Annotated in this window: 13 protein-coding genes; 8 read left to right on the plus strand and 5 right to left on the minus strand. The window is 75.8% G+C overall.

The genetic code is table 11. From position 1 onward, the window contains the following. Positions 1-178: 178 nt before the first annotated feature. Positions 179-1,846: a cytochrome b gene (locus ABWK59_RS04190; protein ID WP_354637933.1), complete on the plus strand. Its 1,668-nt coding sequence runs from the start codon at positions 179-181 to the stop codon at positions 1,844-1,846. 88 nt (positions 1,847-1,934) lie between these two features. Here the strand turns inward: ABWK59_RS04190 and ABWK59_RS04195 are convergent, their stop codons facing one another. Further along, complete coding sequence (locus tag ABWK59_RS04195; protein ID WP_354637934.1) at positions 1,935-2,324, minus strand: cytochrome C oxidase subunit I; 390 nt, start codon at positions 2,322-2,324, stop codon at positions 1,935-1,937. Positions 2,325-2,622: 298 nt separating this feature from the next. Here ABWK59_RS04195 and ABWK59_RS04200 point away from each other — a divergent pair, with 298 nt between their 5' ends. Both ABWK59_RS04200 and ABWK59_RS04205 read left to right on the plus strand, forming a co-directional pair. Continuing rightward, positions 2,623-3,828 (plus strand): aromatic ring-hydroxylating dioxygenase subunit alpha, encoded by a 1,206-nt coding sequence (locus ABWK59_RS04200; protein ID WP_354637935.1) that lies wholly within the window; start codon positions 2,623-2,625, stop codon positions 3,826-3,828. Next, positions 3,825-4,070 carry an amphi-Trp domain-containing protein gene (locus ABWK59_RS04205; protein ID WP_354637936.1) on the plus strand — a complete coding sequence of 82 codons (246 nt, stop codon included), beginning with the start codon at positions 3,825-3,827 and terminating at the stop codon, positions 4,068-4,070. The genes ABWK59_RS04200 and ABWK59_RS04205 overlap by 4 nt, the downstream gene beginning before the upstream one ends. 36 nt (positions 4,071-4,106) lie before the next feature. Here ABWK59_RS04205 and ABWK59_RS04210 read toward each other — a convergent pair whose 3' ends face one another. Further along, entirely contained in the window at positions 4,107-5,087 is a 981-nt protein-coding gene (locus tag ABWK59_RS04210; protein WP_354637937.1) for an MBL fold metallo-hydrolase, read from the minus strand. Between the two features lie 201 nt (positions 5,088-5,288). Here ABWK59_RS04210 and ABWK59_RS04215 point away from each other — a divergent pair, with 201 nt between their 5' ends. Then, positions 5,289-5,411: a hypothetical protein gene (locus ABWK59_RS04215; protein ID WP_354637938.1), complete on the plus strand. Its 123-nt coding sequence runs from the start codon at positions 5,289-5,291 to the stop codon at positions 5,409-5,411. A 157-nt stretch (positions 5,412-5,568) separates the two neighbouring features. On the opposite strand, the gene ABWK59_RS04220 is transcribed toward ABWK59_RS04215, so the two are convergent. Continuing rightward, complete coding sequence (locus tag ABWK59_RS04220; protein ID WP_354637939.1) at positions 5,569-8,364, minus strand: BREX system ATP-binding domain-containing protein; 2,796 nt, start codon at positions 8,362-8,364, stop codon at positions 5,569-5,571. Positions 8,365-8,618: 254 nt separating this feature from the next. On the opposite strand from ABWK59_RS04220, the gene ABWK59_RS04225 reads away from it, so the two are divergent. Next, complete coding sequence (locus ABWK59_RS04225) at positions 8,619-9,275, plus strand: response regulator transcription factor (RefSeq protein ID WP_354637940.1); 657 nt, start codon at positions 8,619-8,621, stop codon at positions 9,273-9,275. Here ABWK59_RS04225 and ABWK59_RS04230 read toward each other — a convergent pair. Continuing rightward, entirely contained in the window at positions 9,260-10,453 is a 1,194-nt protein-coding gene (locus ABWK59_RS04230; RefSeq protein ID WP_354637941.1) for a sensor histidine kinase, read from the minus strand. The genes ABWK59_RS04225 and ABWK59_RS04230 overlap by 16 nt on opposite strands. A gap of 186 nt (positions 10,454-10,639) precedes the next feature. On the opposite strand from ABWK59_RS04230, the gene alr reads away from it, so the two are divergent. The 3 genes from alr (at position 10,640) to ABWK59_RS04245 (ending at position 14,228) form a co-directional block, all read left to right on the plus strand. Next, a complete protein-coding gene (gene alr / locus ABWK59_RS04235; protein ID WP_354637942.1) occupies positions 10,640-12,049 on the plus strand; it encodes an alanine racemase in 1,410 nt (469 codons plus the stop codon). Continuing rightward, the gene (locus ABWK59_RS04240; protein ID WP_354637943.1) at positions 12,042-13,199 is read left to right on the plus strand and encodes a D-alanine--D-alanine ligase family protein; all 1,158 of its coding nucleotides are present in this window, start codon (positions 12,042-12,044) and stop codon (positions 13,197-13,199) included. The genes alr and ABWK59_RS04240 overlap by 8 nt, the downstream gene beginning before the upstream one ends. A gap of 426 nt (positions 13,200-13,625) precedes the next feature. Next, the gene (locus ABWK59_RS04245; protein ID WP_354637944.1) at positions 13,626-14,228 is read left to right on the plus strand and encodes a CHAP domain-containing protein; all 603 of its coding nucleotides are present in this window, start codon (positions 13,626-13,628) and stop codon (positions 14,226-14,228) included. A 63-nt stretch (positions 14,229-14,291) separates the two neighbouring features. On the opposite strand, the gene ABWK59_RS04250 is transcribed toward ABWK59_RS04245, so the two are convergent. Then, positions 14,292-17,426, minus strand: a complete 3,135-nt coding sequence (locus ABWK59_RS04250) for an AfsR/SARP family transcriptional regulator (protein ID WP_354637945.1) — start codon at positions 17,424-17,426, stop codon at positions 14,292-14,294. Positions 17,427-17,690 lie beyond the last annotated feature (264 nt).

The following is a 17,690-nucleotide window of genomic DNA, read 5'->3' on the forward strand; positions in this document are numbered from 1 at the left end:
ATGGCGGTGTAAACGACCCGCTACCGTGAGCGACCGCCCCGCCGCCGGGGCCCCGGCCGCCTCCCGCTGGTACCTGTCCCGTCCGAGAGGTCCTGATGATCGCGTCATCCCACCGACACCCGCCCGCCCCAGCCGCCGGCCCGGCAGCGGCGCTCCCGCCGCGCACCGGGGGCCGGGCATGAGGGCCGGGAGACCGTCGCCGTCCGGGGCCGGGAAGCCCGGGAAGCCCGGAAGCACCCGCGCGAAGCCGGCCAACGCCGCCGAGGCCGTGGCCGACTGGACGGACGGCCGGGTCGGCCTCTACGCGCTGTCCAAGGCCAACATCCGCAAGATCTTCCCGGACCACTGGTCCTTCATGCTGGGCGAGATCGCGCTCTACACGTTCGTCGTCATCATCCTGACGGGCGTGTGGCTGACCCTGTTCTTCGTGCCCAGCATGGGCGAGACCACGTACACGGGCTCCTACCGGCCGCTGGACGGCATCCGGATGTCGGAGGCGTACGCCTCCACCCTGGACATCAGCTTCGACATCCGCGGCGGCCTGCTGATCCGCCAGATCCACCACTGGGCCGCGATCGTGTTCGTGGCCTCGATGCTGGTGCACATGATGCGGATCTTCTTCACCGGCGCCTTCCGCAAGCCCCGTGAGCTGAACTGGCTCATCGGCGCCGGGCTGCTGATCCTCGGCATGTTCGACGGCTTCATGGGCTACTCGCTGCCGGACGACCTGCTCTCCGGCACCGGCATCCGCTTCATGGAGGGCGCGGTCCTCTCCGTGCCGATCATCGGGACGTACATCGCGTTCTTCCTGTTCGGCGGGCAGTTCCCGGGCACGGTGATCGTGCCGCGCCTGTTCACCGTGCACATCCTGCTGATCCCCGGCATCATGCTGGGCCTGCTGGTGGCGCACCTGATCCTGGTCTTCTACCACAAGCACACCCACTGGGCGGGCCCCGGCAAGACCGAGCAGAACGTCGTCGGCATGCCGCTGATGCCGATCTACATGGCCAAGGCGGGCGGCTTCTTCTTCCTGGTCTTCGGCATCGTCTCGGCGATGGCCGCCATCGCCACCGTCAACCCGATCTGGCTGTACGGGCCGTACCGGCCCGACCAGGTCTCCACCGACGCCCAGCCGGACTGGTACATGGGCTTCTCCGAGGGCCTGGTGCGCATCATGCCCGGCTGGGAGATCAGCCTCTGGGGCCACACCCTGGTCCTCGGCGTCTTCATCCCGCTGATCATCTTCCCGCTCATCCTGTGCATCATCTGGGGCTACCCGTTCTTCGAGTCCTGGGTGACCGCCGACAAGCGCGAGCACCACCTGCTGGACCGGCCGCGCAACGCCCCCGTGCGGACCGGCGTCGGCGCCGCCTGGATCTCCCTCTACCTGATCCTGCTGGCCGGCGGCGGCAACGACCTGCTCGCCACCAGCCTGCACCTGTCCATCAACGCCATCACCAACGTCGTCCGGGTGGCCTTCTTCGTCCTACCGGTGATCGTCTACGTGGTCACCAAGCGCTGGTGCCTCGGCCTCCAGCGCCGCGACCGCGAGAAGGTGCTGCACGGCCGCGAGAGCGGCATCATCAGGCGGCTGCCGCACGGCGAGTTCATCGAGGTCCACACCCCGCTCGACCAGGCGGACCTGTACACCCTGACGGCGCACCACCAGCCCGACCCGTACGAGCCGGAGCCGGAGGTCGACGAGAACGGCGTCCGCCGCAAGGTCGGCCGGATGGAGCGGTGGCGCACCAACTTCTCGCAGGGCTACTTCGGCAAGTACGGGCAGATCCGGAAGCCGACCGCCGCGGAGCACGAGGAGATCAGCTCCGGCCACGGCCACCACTGAGCCGGGCCGCCCGGTCCGCGGTCGACCACAGGACGTGCCTCCCCGCGCTCCTGTGGTCGGCCCGTTCCGCGGACGCCGGACGCGGGGGCTAGCCGCGCAGCAGGACCGGCAGGGCCGCCAGCAGTCCGGTGACCGCCATCACGGCCAGGCAGGCGGCGGACCAGCGGGCGCAGGCCAGGCGGTAGCGGCGGCTGTACTCCTCCTTGAGTTGCTGGCAGCGGGTCACCGCCCGGTCCACCACGCCCTCGGCGTACCGCAGGCGGTCGGCGGCGTAGGCCTGCTCGATCTCGCGGCGCTGCCCGTCCGGCAGCCAGTCGAACCGGCAGGCGAAGGTCTCGGCGTCCCGGTGGGCGGCGGAGATCTCGGCCTCCCAGGCGAGGTAGCCCTCCAGCCGGGAGACGGCCGCCCGGACCTCCGCCGCCGCGGGCCCGGTCCCGGTTCCGGTCCCGGTTGCGCCGCGTGGCCGTCTGCTGCTCATGCGCCTCTCCTCACGGGCGTGGGTTCGTCGACCAGTCCTAGCAGCCGAGGGGGTGACGCCCCGTCCGACGCGCGAGGCCGCGCCACCGGGGCTCAGCCCATCGGGGGACCCGGCCGCCCGTCACCGCTTCGCGGTTGCCGTTCGTGCCGGCCGCGGCCACCGTGGGGAGGTGGAGTCCCACTGCGGGCCGGCGGACCGCCGTCGGCCCGGGACGCCGCAGGACGCGACGCCGGGGGCCGGGGCCCGCCGACCCCGAGGCCGCGTCGCCCCTCCCTCCCCGAGCGCAAGGGAGCAGCTCATGACCGAGGCCCGACCCCCATCGGACGGCCCCCGGCCCCACTGGTCGTCGGCGCTGCCGCCGTACCCGGCGGACGCCCTCCCGGAGACCGTCCCCGACCTGCGGCGCATCGGGATCGACCCGCAGGCGTGGTACCCGGTGGCGCTGTCCCGGCGGGTGCCGCCGGAGCGCACCTTCGCCGCCGTGTTCGCCGGGGAGCGGATCGTGCTGTACCGGGGCCGGAGCGGCCGGGTGCACGCCCTGGAGGACCGGTGCGCGCACCGCCAGGTGCCGTTGAGCCTCGGCGTGGTGGAGGGGGACGTGCTGCGCTGCTGCTACCACGCGTGGGCGTACCGCGGGAACGGGCACCTCTCGCAGATCCCGTACCTGCCCAAGGGCTGCGAGCGGCCGCCGCGGGGGGTGCGGTCGTACCCGGTCCGGGAGGCGTTCGGGCTGGTGTTCGTCTTCCCGGGTGATCCGGAGCGGGCGGAGTCGGCGCCGTTCCCGGTGCTGCCGCAGTACGGCGCGGCCACGCACCGGACCATGACGTTCTCCCGGACGGTGCGCTGCCACTACTCGTTCATGCACGAGAACCTGCTGGACATGAACCACCAGTTCCTGCACCGCAGCGTGCTGGGCCGGATCCAGCCGGAGCTGCTGGGGTACGCGACCGGTCCGCGGTTCGTGGAGGCCCGCTACCGGTTCGTGCCGACCGGGGGCCGGAAGGACCGCGGGGCCGGGCTGCTGTCCGCGGAGGGGCGCGGCGGGCGGCAGAACCCGGATGTGATCACCATCCGCACCGAGTACCCGTACCAGACGCTGCAGGCCGTCCCCGAGGGCACCGAGCTGCCCGCGTTCTCGCTCTGGGCGGCGTACGTGCCGGAGGACGCCGAGCAGCGCACCAACCACGCGTACGGGCTGCTGATGATCGCCAAGCCGCCGGTCCCGGGGGTGCTCCACCTGGCGTGGCCGCTGATCCGCCGGTTCACCGAGCGGGTGTTCGCCCAGGACCGGATGGCGGTGGAGGCGGAGCAGCGGGCCTGGGACGAGCAGGGTGAGGACCGCAACCACGAGGTGTTCCCGCTGATCCTGGACCTGCGCCAGGTGCTCCGCCGCAACGGCGTGCCGCTCCCGTCCGGGGCGTCGGGCGCCGACGGCGGGCAGCGGGCCGCGGCGGCCGCCGACGGCCACCGCCCGTCCATGCCGACCGACCGGAGGCAGCCGTGAAGGACCTGAAGTTCGAGCAGAAGCGTTCGATGTCGCGGGTGGAGGCCGCGGCGCAGCTGGAGGCGGTGGCGGCCGCCCTGCGCCGGGGCGGTGAGGCCGAGTTGGAGTTCGGTCCGGGGACCTTGGAGCTGCGTGTGCCGGAGGAGGTGCGGGCGGAGTTCGAGGTGGAGGTCGGCGACGGCGAGATCGAGTTGGAGATCGAGCTGAAGTGGTCGACCGGCGCGGCGGAGCGGGCCGCGTAGCCGAACCGCCGCCGGGGCCCGCGGCGGTACGGTCCGTCAGGTGTGCTGGTGCTGCTCGGGGAGGGCGCTGTCGGGGTGGACCCAGAGCAGGACGTTGTCCGGGCGGCCGTCGCGGGCCCAGGTGGTGCGGAAGAACTCCAGGACCTCGCGGTCGGAGTGGCGCAGGCTGAAGTGGATCAGTACGAACAGGGTCTCGGGGTGGGCCTCGACCACCGGGCGCAGGCGGCTCCACACGGTGTGCCCGACCCGGTCGGCGCGGTCCAGTTCGGAGTCGTCCAGGTAGGTGCACTCGGTGATGACCACCGGGTAGTCGAACAGCCAGGGGTTGCGGGCGAAGACGTCCACGTGGGTGTCGCCGAGGTAGGCGAACAGCGGGCGGCGGACCTCCCGGTCGACCTCGGTTCCCTCGGCGCGCAGCCGCGCCACCCGGCGGCCGAACTCGGCGCCGCGGCCCTCGGCGACCAGCGTGCGCCGCAGCTCCTCCAGGGCGGGGGTGAGCGCGGTGCGGGTCTCCGCGAAGGCGTACCCGACGCAGGGCACCTTGTGCTCGCACTCCACCACCCGCACGTGGTGGCCGCCGCGGCCGAAGGTGAACTCGTCGCCGTGCCGCACGCCGTGCAGCCGGTGGCCGGCCAGGGCCGGGTCGTACGCGGGGCCGTGGTTGAGCTCCGCGGAGGCCCGCAGGTAGGACTCGGTGTAGGGCAGGGCGGCGGCCGGGAGGTGGATGTCGACGCCGGAGGCCTTGGCGGCGAGGAAGTCGAGGTCCTTGGCGTGGTCGTGGTGGGTGTGGGTGAGGAAGACGGTGTCCACCTGCCGGCCCTCGCACAGACCCGCGTCGAGGCTGCAGCGCAGCTCGGGGATGTGGAAGAAGGTCTTGTCGTTGGCGCGGGAGTAGCCCGTGAGGGTCAGCCGGGTGCCGGGGATCCGCCAGGTCTTCCACTGCCGGAAGGGGTGGCCGGCCGTCAGCCGCTCGGGGTGGTCGGCGGGGGCGGCGGGCCGCTCGGGTGCCTGGGTCATCGGTCCTCCACGGGGCGCCGGGCGGGCGCTGGGTCTGACCGTTCCCGCCGCGCGCACGACGGGTCGGACCAGCCCTAGTGGGACCGCCGGGATCGGGTTCGGCGCCGATCGTAGCGGCCCGAGGCCGTGCGGGCGCCCGGGTTTTCGCCGGGGCCCGCGGTGCGGTCGGCCGTTCGGCCGGCGGCGAGTTCGATAAGCAGGGTGTGCATCGCGGGGGCGGGCCTCCGCCGCCGCGCCCGCGACTCCCCGGCCGGTCCCTGCCGCCGGGCCGTCCGCTCCGCCGCCGCCGCGACGGAGGCGCACCTCACCACCGAGTCCACCTGACTGCCCCTTTCGGTTCCACTGATCCGGGCGGGGCCCCGGGTGCGCCCACCGGAGGGGGAGAAACCGGCGCGCACGGGCCGGGCACCCCGCACCACCAGCGTGACGGACGGACCGGCCGGCGACGTAGGTCATCTGACCGACCCGTCGTCCACGGGCGTCAGGCCTGGTCCGGGGCCGGGTCCAGGGCCTGGGAGAGGGCGGCCCGGGTGGTGATGCCCAGCTTGGGGAAGACCTTGTAGAGGTGGGCGCCGACGGTCCTCGGGGACAGCCGCAGCCGGGCGCCGATCTCCTTGTTGGTGAGGCCGGTCGCGGCGAGCCGGGCGATCCGCAACTCCTGGCCGGTCAGCAGCCGTTCGACCCCGGACGCGGGGGCGCCGGCCGGCTGCCCGGCGGCCCGCAGCTCCTCGGCGCAGCGGTCCGCCCACGGCCCGGCGCCCAGGGCGCGGAAGGCGTGCAGCGCCTCGCCCAGCACCTCCCGGGCCTCCGCGCGGTGGCGGCGGCGCAGCCAGGAGCCGTGGGCCAGTCGCAGCCGGGCCAGGTCGAACACCCAGCTCTCGGCGCCGGGGACGGCGTGGGCGGCGCGGTAGCGGTCCTCGGCCTCCTCCTCGTCGGCGGCCAGGGCCTCGGCGGCGGCGAGCAGGAAGGCGTGGCGGGCGGAGATCTCGGCCATCCGGGCGGCCCGGCCGGCGGCCAGGTGGGCGCGGGCCTCGCGGTGCCGGCCGGTGTGCACGGCGGCGGCGACCAGGTCGATGAACGGCTGGTGGAACCAGGGCAGGCCGGGCGGGAGTTCGCCGGGCGGGGTGAGCCGGGCCAGTCGGGCGTACGCCTCCTCGTAGCGGCCGTGGCCGAGGGCGGCGAGGGCCCGCAGGTGGTCCAGGCGGTCGGTGACGAACCGCATGCCGGCGCCGGCGGCGACCGGGCGCAGCCGCCGGTCGAGGGCCTCCAGGGCGGCTTCGTCGCCGCGTCCGGCCAGCACCTGGGCCCAGGTGAGGCGGAACATCAGGGCGTTGGTGTGGTAGCCGAGTTCCTCGGCGGCCTCGGCCTCCCGCAGGCAGTCCTCGGCGGCGTCCCAGCGGCCGCGCAGGTAGTCGCGGTGGACCCGGGCCTTGGCGATCGAGCCCTGGGTGGCGTAGCCGTGCTGGCCGGTGAACCGCCGCCACAGGTCCTCGTCGGCGGCGTCCACCGCGGAGGCCGTCCACAGCAGCAGCCAGGCGGCGCCGGCCTCCTGGGCCCGGCTCATCCGGCCGATCAGGGCCCGCAGTTCCTCCGCCACTCCGTGGGCGGTGCGGGCGGGGTCGGACCAGGCGCGGTGGCAGAGCCTGGCCGGTTCGGAGACGTGCTCGCGGTGGGCGGCCAGGGCCCGCCAGGCCCGCGGGTCGTCGGTGTAGGTGGCGGCCAGCAGCAGTTTGAAGTACGCCTGTTCGGCGAGGCCGCCGAAGGACTCCGCGCCGGGCGCGGTCAGTGCGTCCAGGGCGGCGGGCAGCAGGGCGGCGGACGACTCGAAGTCGATCCGGTGGCTCTGGTCGACGTAGACCACGGCGTAGGCGAACAGCGGGGCGATGTCCGGCGGTACGGCGGCGGTCTCGATCTCGGCCACCAGCCGTGCGGTGTACGGGAGTTGTCCGCCGCGGGCGGCCATCACCGCGGCCCAGGTGAGCCGGCGGGCCCGGTCGTCGGGGTCGGCGCTGAGGGCGGCGGCCCGGTCGAGCAGCAGCGCGCCCTCGGCGTCGGCGCCGCGCCGGGCCAGCCGGCGGCCGGCCTCCTGCAGCCGCTCGGCCAGCGCCTGGTCGGGGAGGACGGCGGCCGAGGCCTCGTGGAGCAGCCGGCGCGGGTCGTCGGCGGCCAGGCCCTCGGCGAGCAGGCGGTGGGCCTCGCGTTGCTCGGACCCGGCGGCGGCGGAGATCACCGCGCTGCGGACCAGCGGGTGCCGGAAGGCCAGCCGCCCGGCGGGTTCGAGGACGGCGAGCCCGCCGGCCTCGATCTCGTCCAGGACCTGCTCGGCCCGGCCGCCGGCCGCCGTGCGCAGCCACGCGCCGGCGTCGCCGGCCGCGGCGCCGCCGGCCAGTGCGGCCAGCAGCAGCACCCGGGCGGCCGGCGGGGAGAGGTCGCCCAGCCGGTCCGCGAACAGGGCCTCCAGGCGCTGCCCGAGCGGGAGCCGGTCGGGCAGCGGGAGGACGCCGCGCAGCTGGCCCTGCGCCAGCTGCCGGGGCAGTTCCACCAGGGCGAGCGGGTTGCCGTCGGCCTCCTGGAGGACCCGGCTCGCGGTGGTGGCGGCCAGGGCGGGGTAGCGGCGGCGTACCAGGGTCTCGGCGTCGGCCTCGGCGAGGGCGGTGACCTCCACCGGCCGGTCCGGCCAGATCTCGGCCGCCGTGCCCTCCGGGCGGCCGGCGCCCACCAGCACCAGCGGCAGGTCGGCACTGCGGCGGTGCAGGAAGGCCAGCACGGTGGCGCTGGAGGAGTCCACCCAGTGCAGGTCGTCGACCAGGAGCAGCAGCGGGCGGCGGCGGGCCGCCTCGGCGAGCAGGGCCAGGGCGGCGGCGCCGACCATGAAGCCGCCGGGCACCTCGCCCTCGCGGCGGCCGAGGACGTACTCCAGGGCCTCGCGCTGAGGGGCGGTCAGGGAGCGGGCGTCGTCCAGCAGCGGCCAGAGGATCTGGTGCAGGACGCCGAAGGCGAACTCCCGCTCGGCCTCGGCGCCCACCGCCCGGAGCACGGTGAATCCGGCGCCGCGGGCCCGCTGCCCGGCCCAGGCGAGCAGCGCGGTCTTGCCGATCCCGGCCTCGCCGCGGAGCAGCACCGAGCCGCCGCCGGCGCCGGTCGCCGCCCGTTCCAGAGCCCGGCCGAGCAGGTCCGTCTCGCGGCGGCGGCCGACCAGCGGCTCGGCCGCCGTCCGGGCGGGACCGTCCCCCGCGGCCGTCCGGTCCAGGCCGTTGCGGCATTCCGTGCTGTCCATCCGGGCGTCCCCTCGTCTTCCCCCAGGGCCGGCACGGCGGACCCGGCGGCGGCGCCCCGGGGGTGCGGGGGCGGGTGGGCCGGGCGGGCCGGTGTCGGCGGTGCCGCTGATCAGGCACGGGGCCCAGGGTAACGGGCGTGATCGGGGCACTGGTGAGGGCCGTTCGGCCCTGGTCCGGTCGTACGGCCGGGGCCGCGCAACCGGGCGGGGGGCGGGTGGCGTCCGTGCGGGGAAGGCACGAGAGCGGGGGCGGGATGCGCGTACTGGTGGTGGAGGACGAGGAGATGCTGGCCACGGCGGTCGCCGAGGGCCTCCGGCAGGAGGCGTTCGCGGTGGACGTGGTGCACGACGGGGAGGCGGCGACCGAGCGGCTGGCCGTCAACCGGTACGACGTGATGGTCCTCGACCGCGACCTGCCGGGGCTGCACGGGGACGAGGTCTGCCGCCGGACGGTGGCGTCCGGGGCCGAGGTCCGGATCCTCATGCTGACCGTCTCCGCCACGCTGGCCGACCGGGTCGAGGGGCTGAACCTCGGGGCCGACGACTACCTGGCGAAGCCGTTCGCGTTCGCCGAACTCCTCGCCCGCATCCGGGCGCTGGGCCGCCGGGCCCGGCCGGCCACGCCGCCGGTGCTGGAGCGCTCGGGCCTGCGCCTCGACCCGCACTACCGGTCGGCCAGCCGGGACGGGCGCCCGCTCGCCCTGTCCCGCAAGGAGTTCGCGGTGCTGGAGGAGCTGCTGCGGGCCCAGGGGGCACCGGTCTCGGCCGAGGAGCTGCTGGAGCGCGCCTGGGACGAGAACATCGACCCGTTCACCACCGTCGTCCGGGTCACCATCCGCGCCCTGCGCCGCAAGCTGGACGCCCCGCCGCTGATCGAGACCATCACCGGGACCGGCTACCGGATCCCCTGAGCGGGTGCGCCCGTCCGCCCGCGCGGCCCGAACGCCCGGGGCCCGGCCGGCAGCAGGACCCGGACGGTGAGCCCGCCGCCCGGCCGGGGCCGGGCCGAGGCCTCGCCGCCGTGCGCCCGGGCGACCGCCCGGACGATCGACAGGCCGAGCCCGCTGCCCCGGGCCGAGCCGACCCGGTCGGTCAGCCGCCGGAACGGCGCGAACAGCAGCGGGACCTCGTGCGCGGCGATCTGCGGGCCGGAGTTGCCGACCTCCAGCTCGACGCCGTCCCGGACCGGGGCGACGGTGACCGTCACCACGCCGCCGGGCCGGTTGTAGCGGACGGCGTTGTCGACCAGGTTGCGGACCACCTGTTCCAGCAGGACCGGGTCGCCGGTCACCACCGCGGGCCCGGTCCGGTCCTCCACGGTGACGCCGCGGCGCGCGGCCTCGGCCGCGGCCGTGTCCAGCACCGACTCGGCCAGCTCGGCCAGGTCCACCGCCACCGAGTCGGTCACCGAGTTCTCCGCCCGAGCGAGGGTCAACAGGGCGTCGATCAGCCGCTCGTGGCGGGCGCTGACGGCCAGCAGGTTCTCGCCCAACTGCCGGAGCTCGGGCGGGGCGTCGGTCCGGTTCATGGCCACCTCGACCAGGGTCCGGTTGACCGCGATCGGGGTCTTCAGCTCGTGGGCGGCGTTGGCGATGAACCGGGACTGGCCGGCGAACGCCTGGTCCAGCCGGTCCAGCATGCCGTCGAAGGAGTCCGCCAGGGACTTCACCTCGCCCGGCGGGGCCTGGAGGTCGATCCGGCGGTGCAGGGTGCTGCCCGCGACGCGCTCGGCGGTCGCGCTGATCACCCGTAGCGGCCGGGTCAGCCGGCCCGCCACCAGCCAGCCCGCGGTGGTCGCGATCACCCCGACGGCGACCACCGCCAGACCGCCCTTGAACACCAGGTTGAACTGCATCGTCTCCTGGATGTTCCGGCGGGTCGCCGGCTGCGCGGCCCGCTGCACCGCCAGGTACCGCTGCAGCTCCGCCGAGTGCGGCGGCTCCAGGGGGGAGGCGGCGGGGAAGGCCAGGTCGAGGGTGTACCGCATGGAGTTGTCCACCAGCACCACGGACACCACCAGCACGGCCGCCGCCGCGACGAAGAACATCACCCCGAACACCAGGGTGAACCTCAGCCGCAGACTCCCCATCCGCCCCACACCTCTCCCCCGGTCCGTCCGGCGCCCGTCCGCCGGGCGCCCCAGTATGCGGCAGCGGGTGTGAGCGCGGTGTGAGCGGCCGGCTCACCCCCGGTTCACGGCCCGCCCGGTGGACTGGCGGCAGCCCGGTCGACCGCCGGGCCCCGCCCGTGAGAGCACGCCGGAGGAGCCGAACCGATGACACCCAGCGGCCGACCGAGACCAGCCGCCCGCGACCGCCGCCCGCCCGGAGAGCGGCACGCCCGGCCCGAGCGGGCGCCGCGGCCCGAACGCCCCGACCGCCCGGAGCACGCCGGCCGCCTGGAACGGCCCGACCATCCGGAGCGCCCCGACCGTCACGGCCGTCCCGTCCGGGCGGCGGCCGCCCACGGCTGCGGGGCCGGCGGGGCGCCGCGGGCCGAGGCCGTGGTCGACCTGGCGGCGATCGCCGGCAACACCCGGCTGCTCGCCGCCCACGCCCGCGGCGCCGTGATGGCCGTGGTGAAGGCCGACGGGTTCGGGCACGGCGCCGTGCCGGTCGCCCGGACCGCGCTGGCCCACGGGGCGAGCTGGCTGGGCGTCACCTCGACCGCCGAGGCGCTGGCCCTGCGGGCGGCCGGGATCACCGCACCGGTCCTCAGCTGGCTGCACCTGCCCGACGAGGACTTCGTCCCCGCCCTGCGGGCCGGCGTCGACCTGGCCGTTCCCTCGCCGTCGCACCTCGCCGGCATCGCCGCGGCGGCCGACCGGGCCCGGGTCACCGCCCGGGTCCACCTCAAGGTCGACACCGGACTGCGCCGCAACGGCGTCGCCCCGGCCGACTGGCCGGCCGTGGTCGAGCAGGCCCGGGCGCTGGAGCGGCGCGGCCTGCTCACCGTCCACGGCCTGTGGTCGCACCTGGTGCACGCGGACGGGACCGGCCCCGAAACCGCCCTGCAGGTGGCCGCGTTCGAGCGGGCGGCGGCCGTGGCCCGGCGCGCCGGACTGCGGCCCGCCCTGCTGCACCTGGCCAACTCCGGAGCCTGCCTGACCGCGCCGCGGACCCACTACGACCTGGTCCGGGTGGGCCTCGGCCTGTACGGGGTCGAGCCGGTGCCCGGCCGGGACCACGGGCTGCGGCCCGCCATGACCCTCCGGGCGCGGGCCGTGGCGGCCCGGCCGGTGGCGGCCGGCGAGGGCGTGTCGTACGGACACGAGTACACCGCCGCCCGGGACGGCACCCTGCTGCTGGTCCCGCTGGGCTTCGCGGACGGCGTGCCCCGGGCGGCCGCCGGGCGGGCCCGGATGTGGGTGGCCGGGAGCCGGCGGCCGGTCGCCGGCCGGATCGCCATGGACCAGTGCGTGCTGGACGCGGGCGCGCACCCGGTCGGTCCCGGCGAGGAGGTCCTGGTGTTCGGCCCGGGCGACCACGGTGAACCCACCGTCGCCGACTGGGCCCGCTGGGCGGGCACCAACCCGCACGAGGTGCTCACCGGGATCGGCCCCCGGGTCCCCCGCCGCCACCTCCCCGCCCCCGGCCGCCCGGCCGGGAACCCCACCCCCGACCCGTGCCCCAGCCCCAGCCCCAGTGACAGTGCCACTGACGAGGAGACCACCGACCGTGCCTGACACCCCGCCCGCGATCCCCACCGAGCCGTACCGCCCCGGTCCCTCCCGCCCCGCCGGACGGACCGCGGTGACCGTGCTGTTCGGCGGCCGCAGCGGCGAGCACGAGGTCTCCTGCGCCTCGGCCGCCGGCATCCTCACCCACCTCGACCGCGGCCGCCACCGCGTCCGGCCGGTCCGGATCACCGCCGACGGCGAGTGGGTGCCGGGACCCGACGACCTGCCGGCGGCCGGCTACCGCCCCGAGGACCTGGCCCGGCTCACCCCCGCCCGGGGCCGCACCGCCTGGGACAGCCTGCGGGCCGCCGTCCCCCTGCTCGGCGCCGCCGACGTGGTCCTCCCGGCCCTGCACGGCCCGTACGGGGAGGACGGCACGGTCCAGGGGCTGCTGGAGCTGCTGGGCGTCCCGTACGTCGGCAGCGGGGTGGCGGCGAGCTCCGCCGGGATGGACAAGGACGTCACCAAGCGGCTGCTGGCCGCGGCCGGGCTGCCGGTGGCCGCCTCGGCCCTGCTCCGCGGGCCCGGGGACGGACTCGACGAGGCGCAGCGGCGGCGGCTGGGTCTGCCGGTGTTCGTCAAGCCGGCCCGGGCCGGCTCCAGTCTGGGCGTGACCAGGGTCGACTCCTGGGACGGGCTGGACGGGGCCGTGGCGGCCGCCAGGGCGGCGGACGGCAAGGTGCTGGTGGAGGAGGCGGTGCTCGGCCGGGAGGTGGACCTCGCGGTGCTGGAGTTCCCGGACGGCGGCCTGCACGTCGGGCCGCCGCTGGAGATCAGGGTGGGCCGCGACCGGCCGTTCTTCGACCACGACGCCAAGTACCGTGACGGCGCGACCCGGTTCGAGGTGCCGGCCCGGCTACCCGCCGGGCTCGCGGACCGGCTGCGGGAGACGGCGCTGGAGGTGTTCGAGGTCCTCGGCTGCTCGGGCCTGCTGCGGGTCGACTTCCTGCTGCGGGACGGTGCCGACCCCGTGGTCAACGAGGTGAACACCTTCCCCGGCTTCACCGCCGCCTCCCAGTACCCCCGGATCTGGGCCGCCGCCGGGATGCTCTACCACGAGCTGCTCGACGTACTGATCGACACCGCCCTGGCCCGGGCCGGGCGCCGCCGACCGGCCGGCGCGCCGGGCCCGCACCCGGCTTCCGCCGTCCGGTGAGCCCCGATCCACGGAACCGGGTCGTCGGCGTGGCGGCCGTCCTGCTCGGCGTGGTGGTCTGCCTCGCCGCCGCGGCCGCGCGGACGGCCGAGAGCTCGCCGTCCCGGCGGCCGCCGCAGCCGGCGGTCACCGAGAGCACCCCGGCCGCGCAGGTGACGCCGGATCACACTTCGGCCCGCCACCCCGGGCCGCTCCAGCGCAGTCGTCGCGCCCCGGCCAAGGTCCCCTGCCCTCGCACCGGTTGTCCCCGGCGGTCCGCCTGAACGGGGCGTTTCGACGGATCCTCCCCTGACGCACCGTCACCTCGCAGGGCGGCCGGCCGGCCGCGCAAGAATCGGGCAAGGTTCAGGCAAACGTCCCCTCGCACCGTGGAGATCCGCCCGCAAGAACGGCGGGTGGATCTCCAACCAGTGGGAGGGACCTTCCATGCGAAGGACGTTGAACCGTGTCGCGCACACCCGTCTCGCCGTCACCGCGGTGCTGACCGCGGCCGTCTTCGGGGCGCTCGGCGCCGGGTCGGCGGAGGCCGCCACGCCCGGCTCGAAGATCGCGGCCACCGCCAAGAGCCAGCTCGGCGCCGACGCCTGCGGCAAGAACGGCAAGGGCTACGACGGCGGCAGGGGTCAGACCAACAGCTGCTCGCGCGGCCACGAGGCGCACGCGTGGTGCGCCGACTTCGCGGGCTGGGTCTGGGCGAAGAACGACGTGAGGTACGTCGACGAGCTCACCGACGCGGCCAAGAGCTTCTACACCTACGGCAAGAAGCACGACACCCTGCACAACACGCCCAAGGTCGGCGACGCCATCGTCTACAACTACGGCGGCGACTTCAAGGACGACCACGTGGCGCTGGTGACCAAGGTCGAGAAGAACACGGCCGGCAAGATCGTCTCGATCGACATCATCGGCGGGAACCAGGGTGCCGAGCCCGGCCACGTCACCCCGCACCCGGGCGTCAAGACCTTCAAGGTCGGCCAGGTGCTGTTCGGCAAGAAGATCAGCGGCTACGTGTCGCCCGTCACCGGCTGACGGACGGCGGCGTGCCGGACAGACGGACCCGGGGGGGGACCGCCGACCGGCACACCGCCCCGGCTAGCGAACGTCGGCCGGGCCGCGCAGCCGGGACACCTCGGCCAGCGCGGCCTCGGCCCGGGTCTGCAGCGGCCGGTACTCGGCCTCCGCGGCCAGATCCCGTGCCCGGAGGGCGAGTTGTTCGGCGTCGTCCAACCGGCCGGCCAGCCGGTCCAGGTCCGCGAGACCGATCAGGGCCACCACCGCGGGCTGCCGGCCGCCGCAGGAGTCCGCCAGGCGCAGCGCCCGGCGGTGGTGCAGCCGGGCCACCGTCCGTCGCCCGAACCGGTGCTGGACGGTGGCCAGCGCGTTGAGCGCCACGGCCTCGGCGTACGGGTCGCCGGCCCGCCGGATGATCGCGACCGAGGTCCTGGCGAGCTCCAGCACCTGCCCGGTGTTTCCGGCGTCGAGTTCGACGCAGGCCAGGTAGGCGAGCGCGGCGCTCTCCCCGTCGACGTGCCCGAGCTTCCGGTCCAGGCGGCGCGCCTCCTGGAGGCAGTCCCGGGCGGCGTCGAGTTCCCGCCGCTCGTGGTGGGCGACCCCGAGGTTGATCAGTGCGGCGGCCTGACCGCGCTCCCCGCCGGCCGCGCGGTGCAGGGCGAGGCTCTCCTGCAGGTACTCGACCGCGGCATCGATCCGGCCGGTCAGTCCGCAGATCGACCCGAGGGTGCCGAGGTTGATGGCCATGTTGGCGGTGCGGCCGAGCGCCCGGTTGATGGCCAGCGCCCCGCGCAGCTGCTCGGCCGCCTCGGTGGAGCGGCCCAGGATCGACAGCGCCACCCCGAGGTTGGCGAGGGCGACGGCCTCGCCGACCGGCCACTCGGCGGTGGCGGCGAGGCGCTGGGCCTCCCGGTTGTGGTCGACGGCTGCGGCGAGGTCGCCGGTGCAGTTGGCGATCACGGCCTGGTTCAACCGCATGGCGGCTCGGGCGCGGGCGTCTCCGCCGTTCTCCGCCGCCTCCGTCCCGGCCTGTGCCACGGCCGTCCACTCCACCAGGTTCCGGTGGGCCATGTAGTGGCCGCGCAACGCGTCCGCGAGCAGCCAGGCAGCCTCCGGATGGGCGGACTCGGCGGCGGTGACCGCGGCGGTGACCAAATTGTGCCGTTCGGCGGCGATCCAGGCGGCGGCCCGGCCCGCGTCGGCGAAGGCGTACTCCCCGGACGGTGCGGGCCGGAGCCTGGGCAGCTGCGGGAACATCACCGCGGCCGCGGCCTCGGTGTGGCGGACGTACCAGCCGAAGGCCGCACGCAGCACGGCTGCCCGCCCGGGGGCCGGCTCCTCGACGAGGGCGAGTTCGCGGGCGTACTGGCGGAGCAGGTCGTGCAGGTGGAAGCGGTCCTCGGCGGAGTGGTTCAGCAGGTGGGCGTCGGCCAGCCGCCGGAGGAGCGGCTCGGCCCGGGCCGGGGAGTTGGCGCCGGTCGCGGTGTCGGCAGGCACGGCGTCGGCAGGGGCGGCGTCGAAGGACGCCGCGAGCAGCGCGTCGGCCAGCGCCACGGGGACGTCGGTGAACGGCAGCAGGCCGAGCAGCCGGAACAGCCGCCGCAGGTCGTCACCGAGCGCGGCGTAGGAGTGGTCGAAGGCGACCCGGACGGCCGTCCCCTCGTCGCCGCGCACCGCCAGGTGGGCGAGCCGGTCGCCGCCGGAGAGCCGGGCCACCTGGGCGTCCAGGCCCGCACCGGGCTCGGACGCGGCCTGGGCGGCGGCGATCCGCACCGCGAGCGGGAGGCGCCCGCACAGCCGGGCCAGGGCGACCGCGGCCGAGGTCCCGGCGCGCGCCTGGCCGTGGGGGTGCCGCTCACCGAGCGTCCGGTGGATCAGCTCCACCGACTCGTCCTCGCTGAACAGGTCGAGCGGGAGCTCTCGCGCGCCCTCCCGGGCGACCAGACCGGTCAGCCGGCTGCGGCTGGTGACCAGGACCGGGACCCCGAACGATCCGGGCAGCAGCGGGCGGACCTGGTCCGCCGAACCGGCGTTGTCCAGCACCACGGCCATCCGGCGGTCCTCGAGGGCCGAGCGGAACAGGGCCGCGGCCTGCTCCTCCTCGGCGGGGACCCGCTCCGGCGGGACGCCGAGCGAGACCAGGAACCCGGCCAGCGCCTCCACCGGACGCAGCGGCCGCCCCGGGCCGTGGCCGCGCAGATCGACGAACAGCTGCCCGTCGGGGAAGGACCGGCGCGAACGCTGGGTCCACTGCACGGCGAGGGTGGTCTTGCCGATCCCGGCCATCCCGCTGATCGCCACCAGCATCGGCCCGCCGGTGGACAGCTCCGCTTCCAGCGCGTCCAGTTCCTCCGCCCGGCCGACGAACCCCGCCACCGGGCGCGGCAGTTGGCGCGGCGCCGGCAGGGCGGGACGGTTGCCGGCCGCCGGCCGTGCCGCCGGTCCGCGGTCGGGAGCCCCGGTGGGGACCGTCCCGTCGGTGTCCCGCAGCAGATGGCGGTGCAGCCGCTCCAGCTCCGGTCCGGGGTCGGCACCCAGTTCCTCGGCCAGGTGCCGCCGGGTGCGGCGGTAGTGTGCCAGGGCGTCGGCGGAGCGGCCCGACCGGTGCAGGGCGCTCATGAACCGGACGGCCAGCGGCTCGTCCAGTGGATGCTCCGCCACCAGGTCCGCGAGCTCCGCGGCCGCCTCCCGGTGGCGCCCCAGCCGCAGCTCCGCGTCGTACAACTCGGCCAGCAGGCCCAGGCGTTCCTGCCCGATGCCGGACCTGATCCGGTCCGCCCAGTCGCCCGCCGCGCCGCCCAGTGCCTCGCCCCGCCACAGTCCGGCGGCCTCGCGGCACAGCCGGACGGCGGCCGGGTCGTCCCGCTGCTCCGCGGCCTTCCGGCCCGCGCCGTACAGCCGGCGCATCCGGTGGAGGTCGACGGCCTCCGGGTCGACGGCGAGCAGGTAGCCCGGCCCGGCCCGGCGGAGTTCCACCGACGGATCGCCGCCCGCCAGCAGCCGGCGTAACCGGGAGACGTACGCGAAGAGCGCCTTGCGGGCCGCGACCGGCGGCACCTCGCCCCAGACCCGGTCGATCAGCGCCTCGGGCGTCACCGGTCTCCCCGGATGGACGGCCAGCGCGGCGAGCACGCAGCTCTGCTTGCCCGGCCCGGCCGTGACGAAGCCGGCCCCGGTCTCGATCCCCACCCCACCGAGCAGTCTGACGGTCAGCACGATGCTCCCCCAGGACAGTACGGACACCTACGGCCCAGCCCATCACACACCGCAGCCCCCGGCCAAGCGGTGCAGGTCGGCTTTCTGACGATCCGTCAGAACTTTCGCGCAGAAGCGTCGGCGGGAGGCCGGGAGCCCGACCGGGTCCTCGCCGGGCCCCCGGTCGACCCCGGACACGACGACGCCGGGGTGCCGTCAGCGGCACCCCGGCGGGAGTCGAGGGGGAGGAAAGCGGCCGGACTAATTCAGTGGAGTGGAGAAGGA

The sequence above is a fragment of the Kitasatospora sp. HUAS MG31 genome (assembly GCF_040571325.1).
Lineage (GTDB): Bacteria > Actinomycetota > Actinomycetes > Streptomycetales > Streptomycetaceae > Kitasatospora > Kitasatospora camelliae.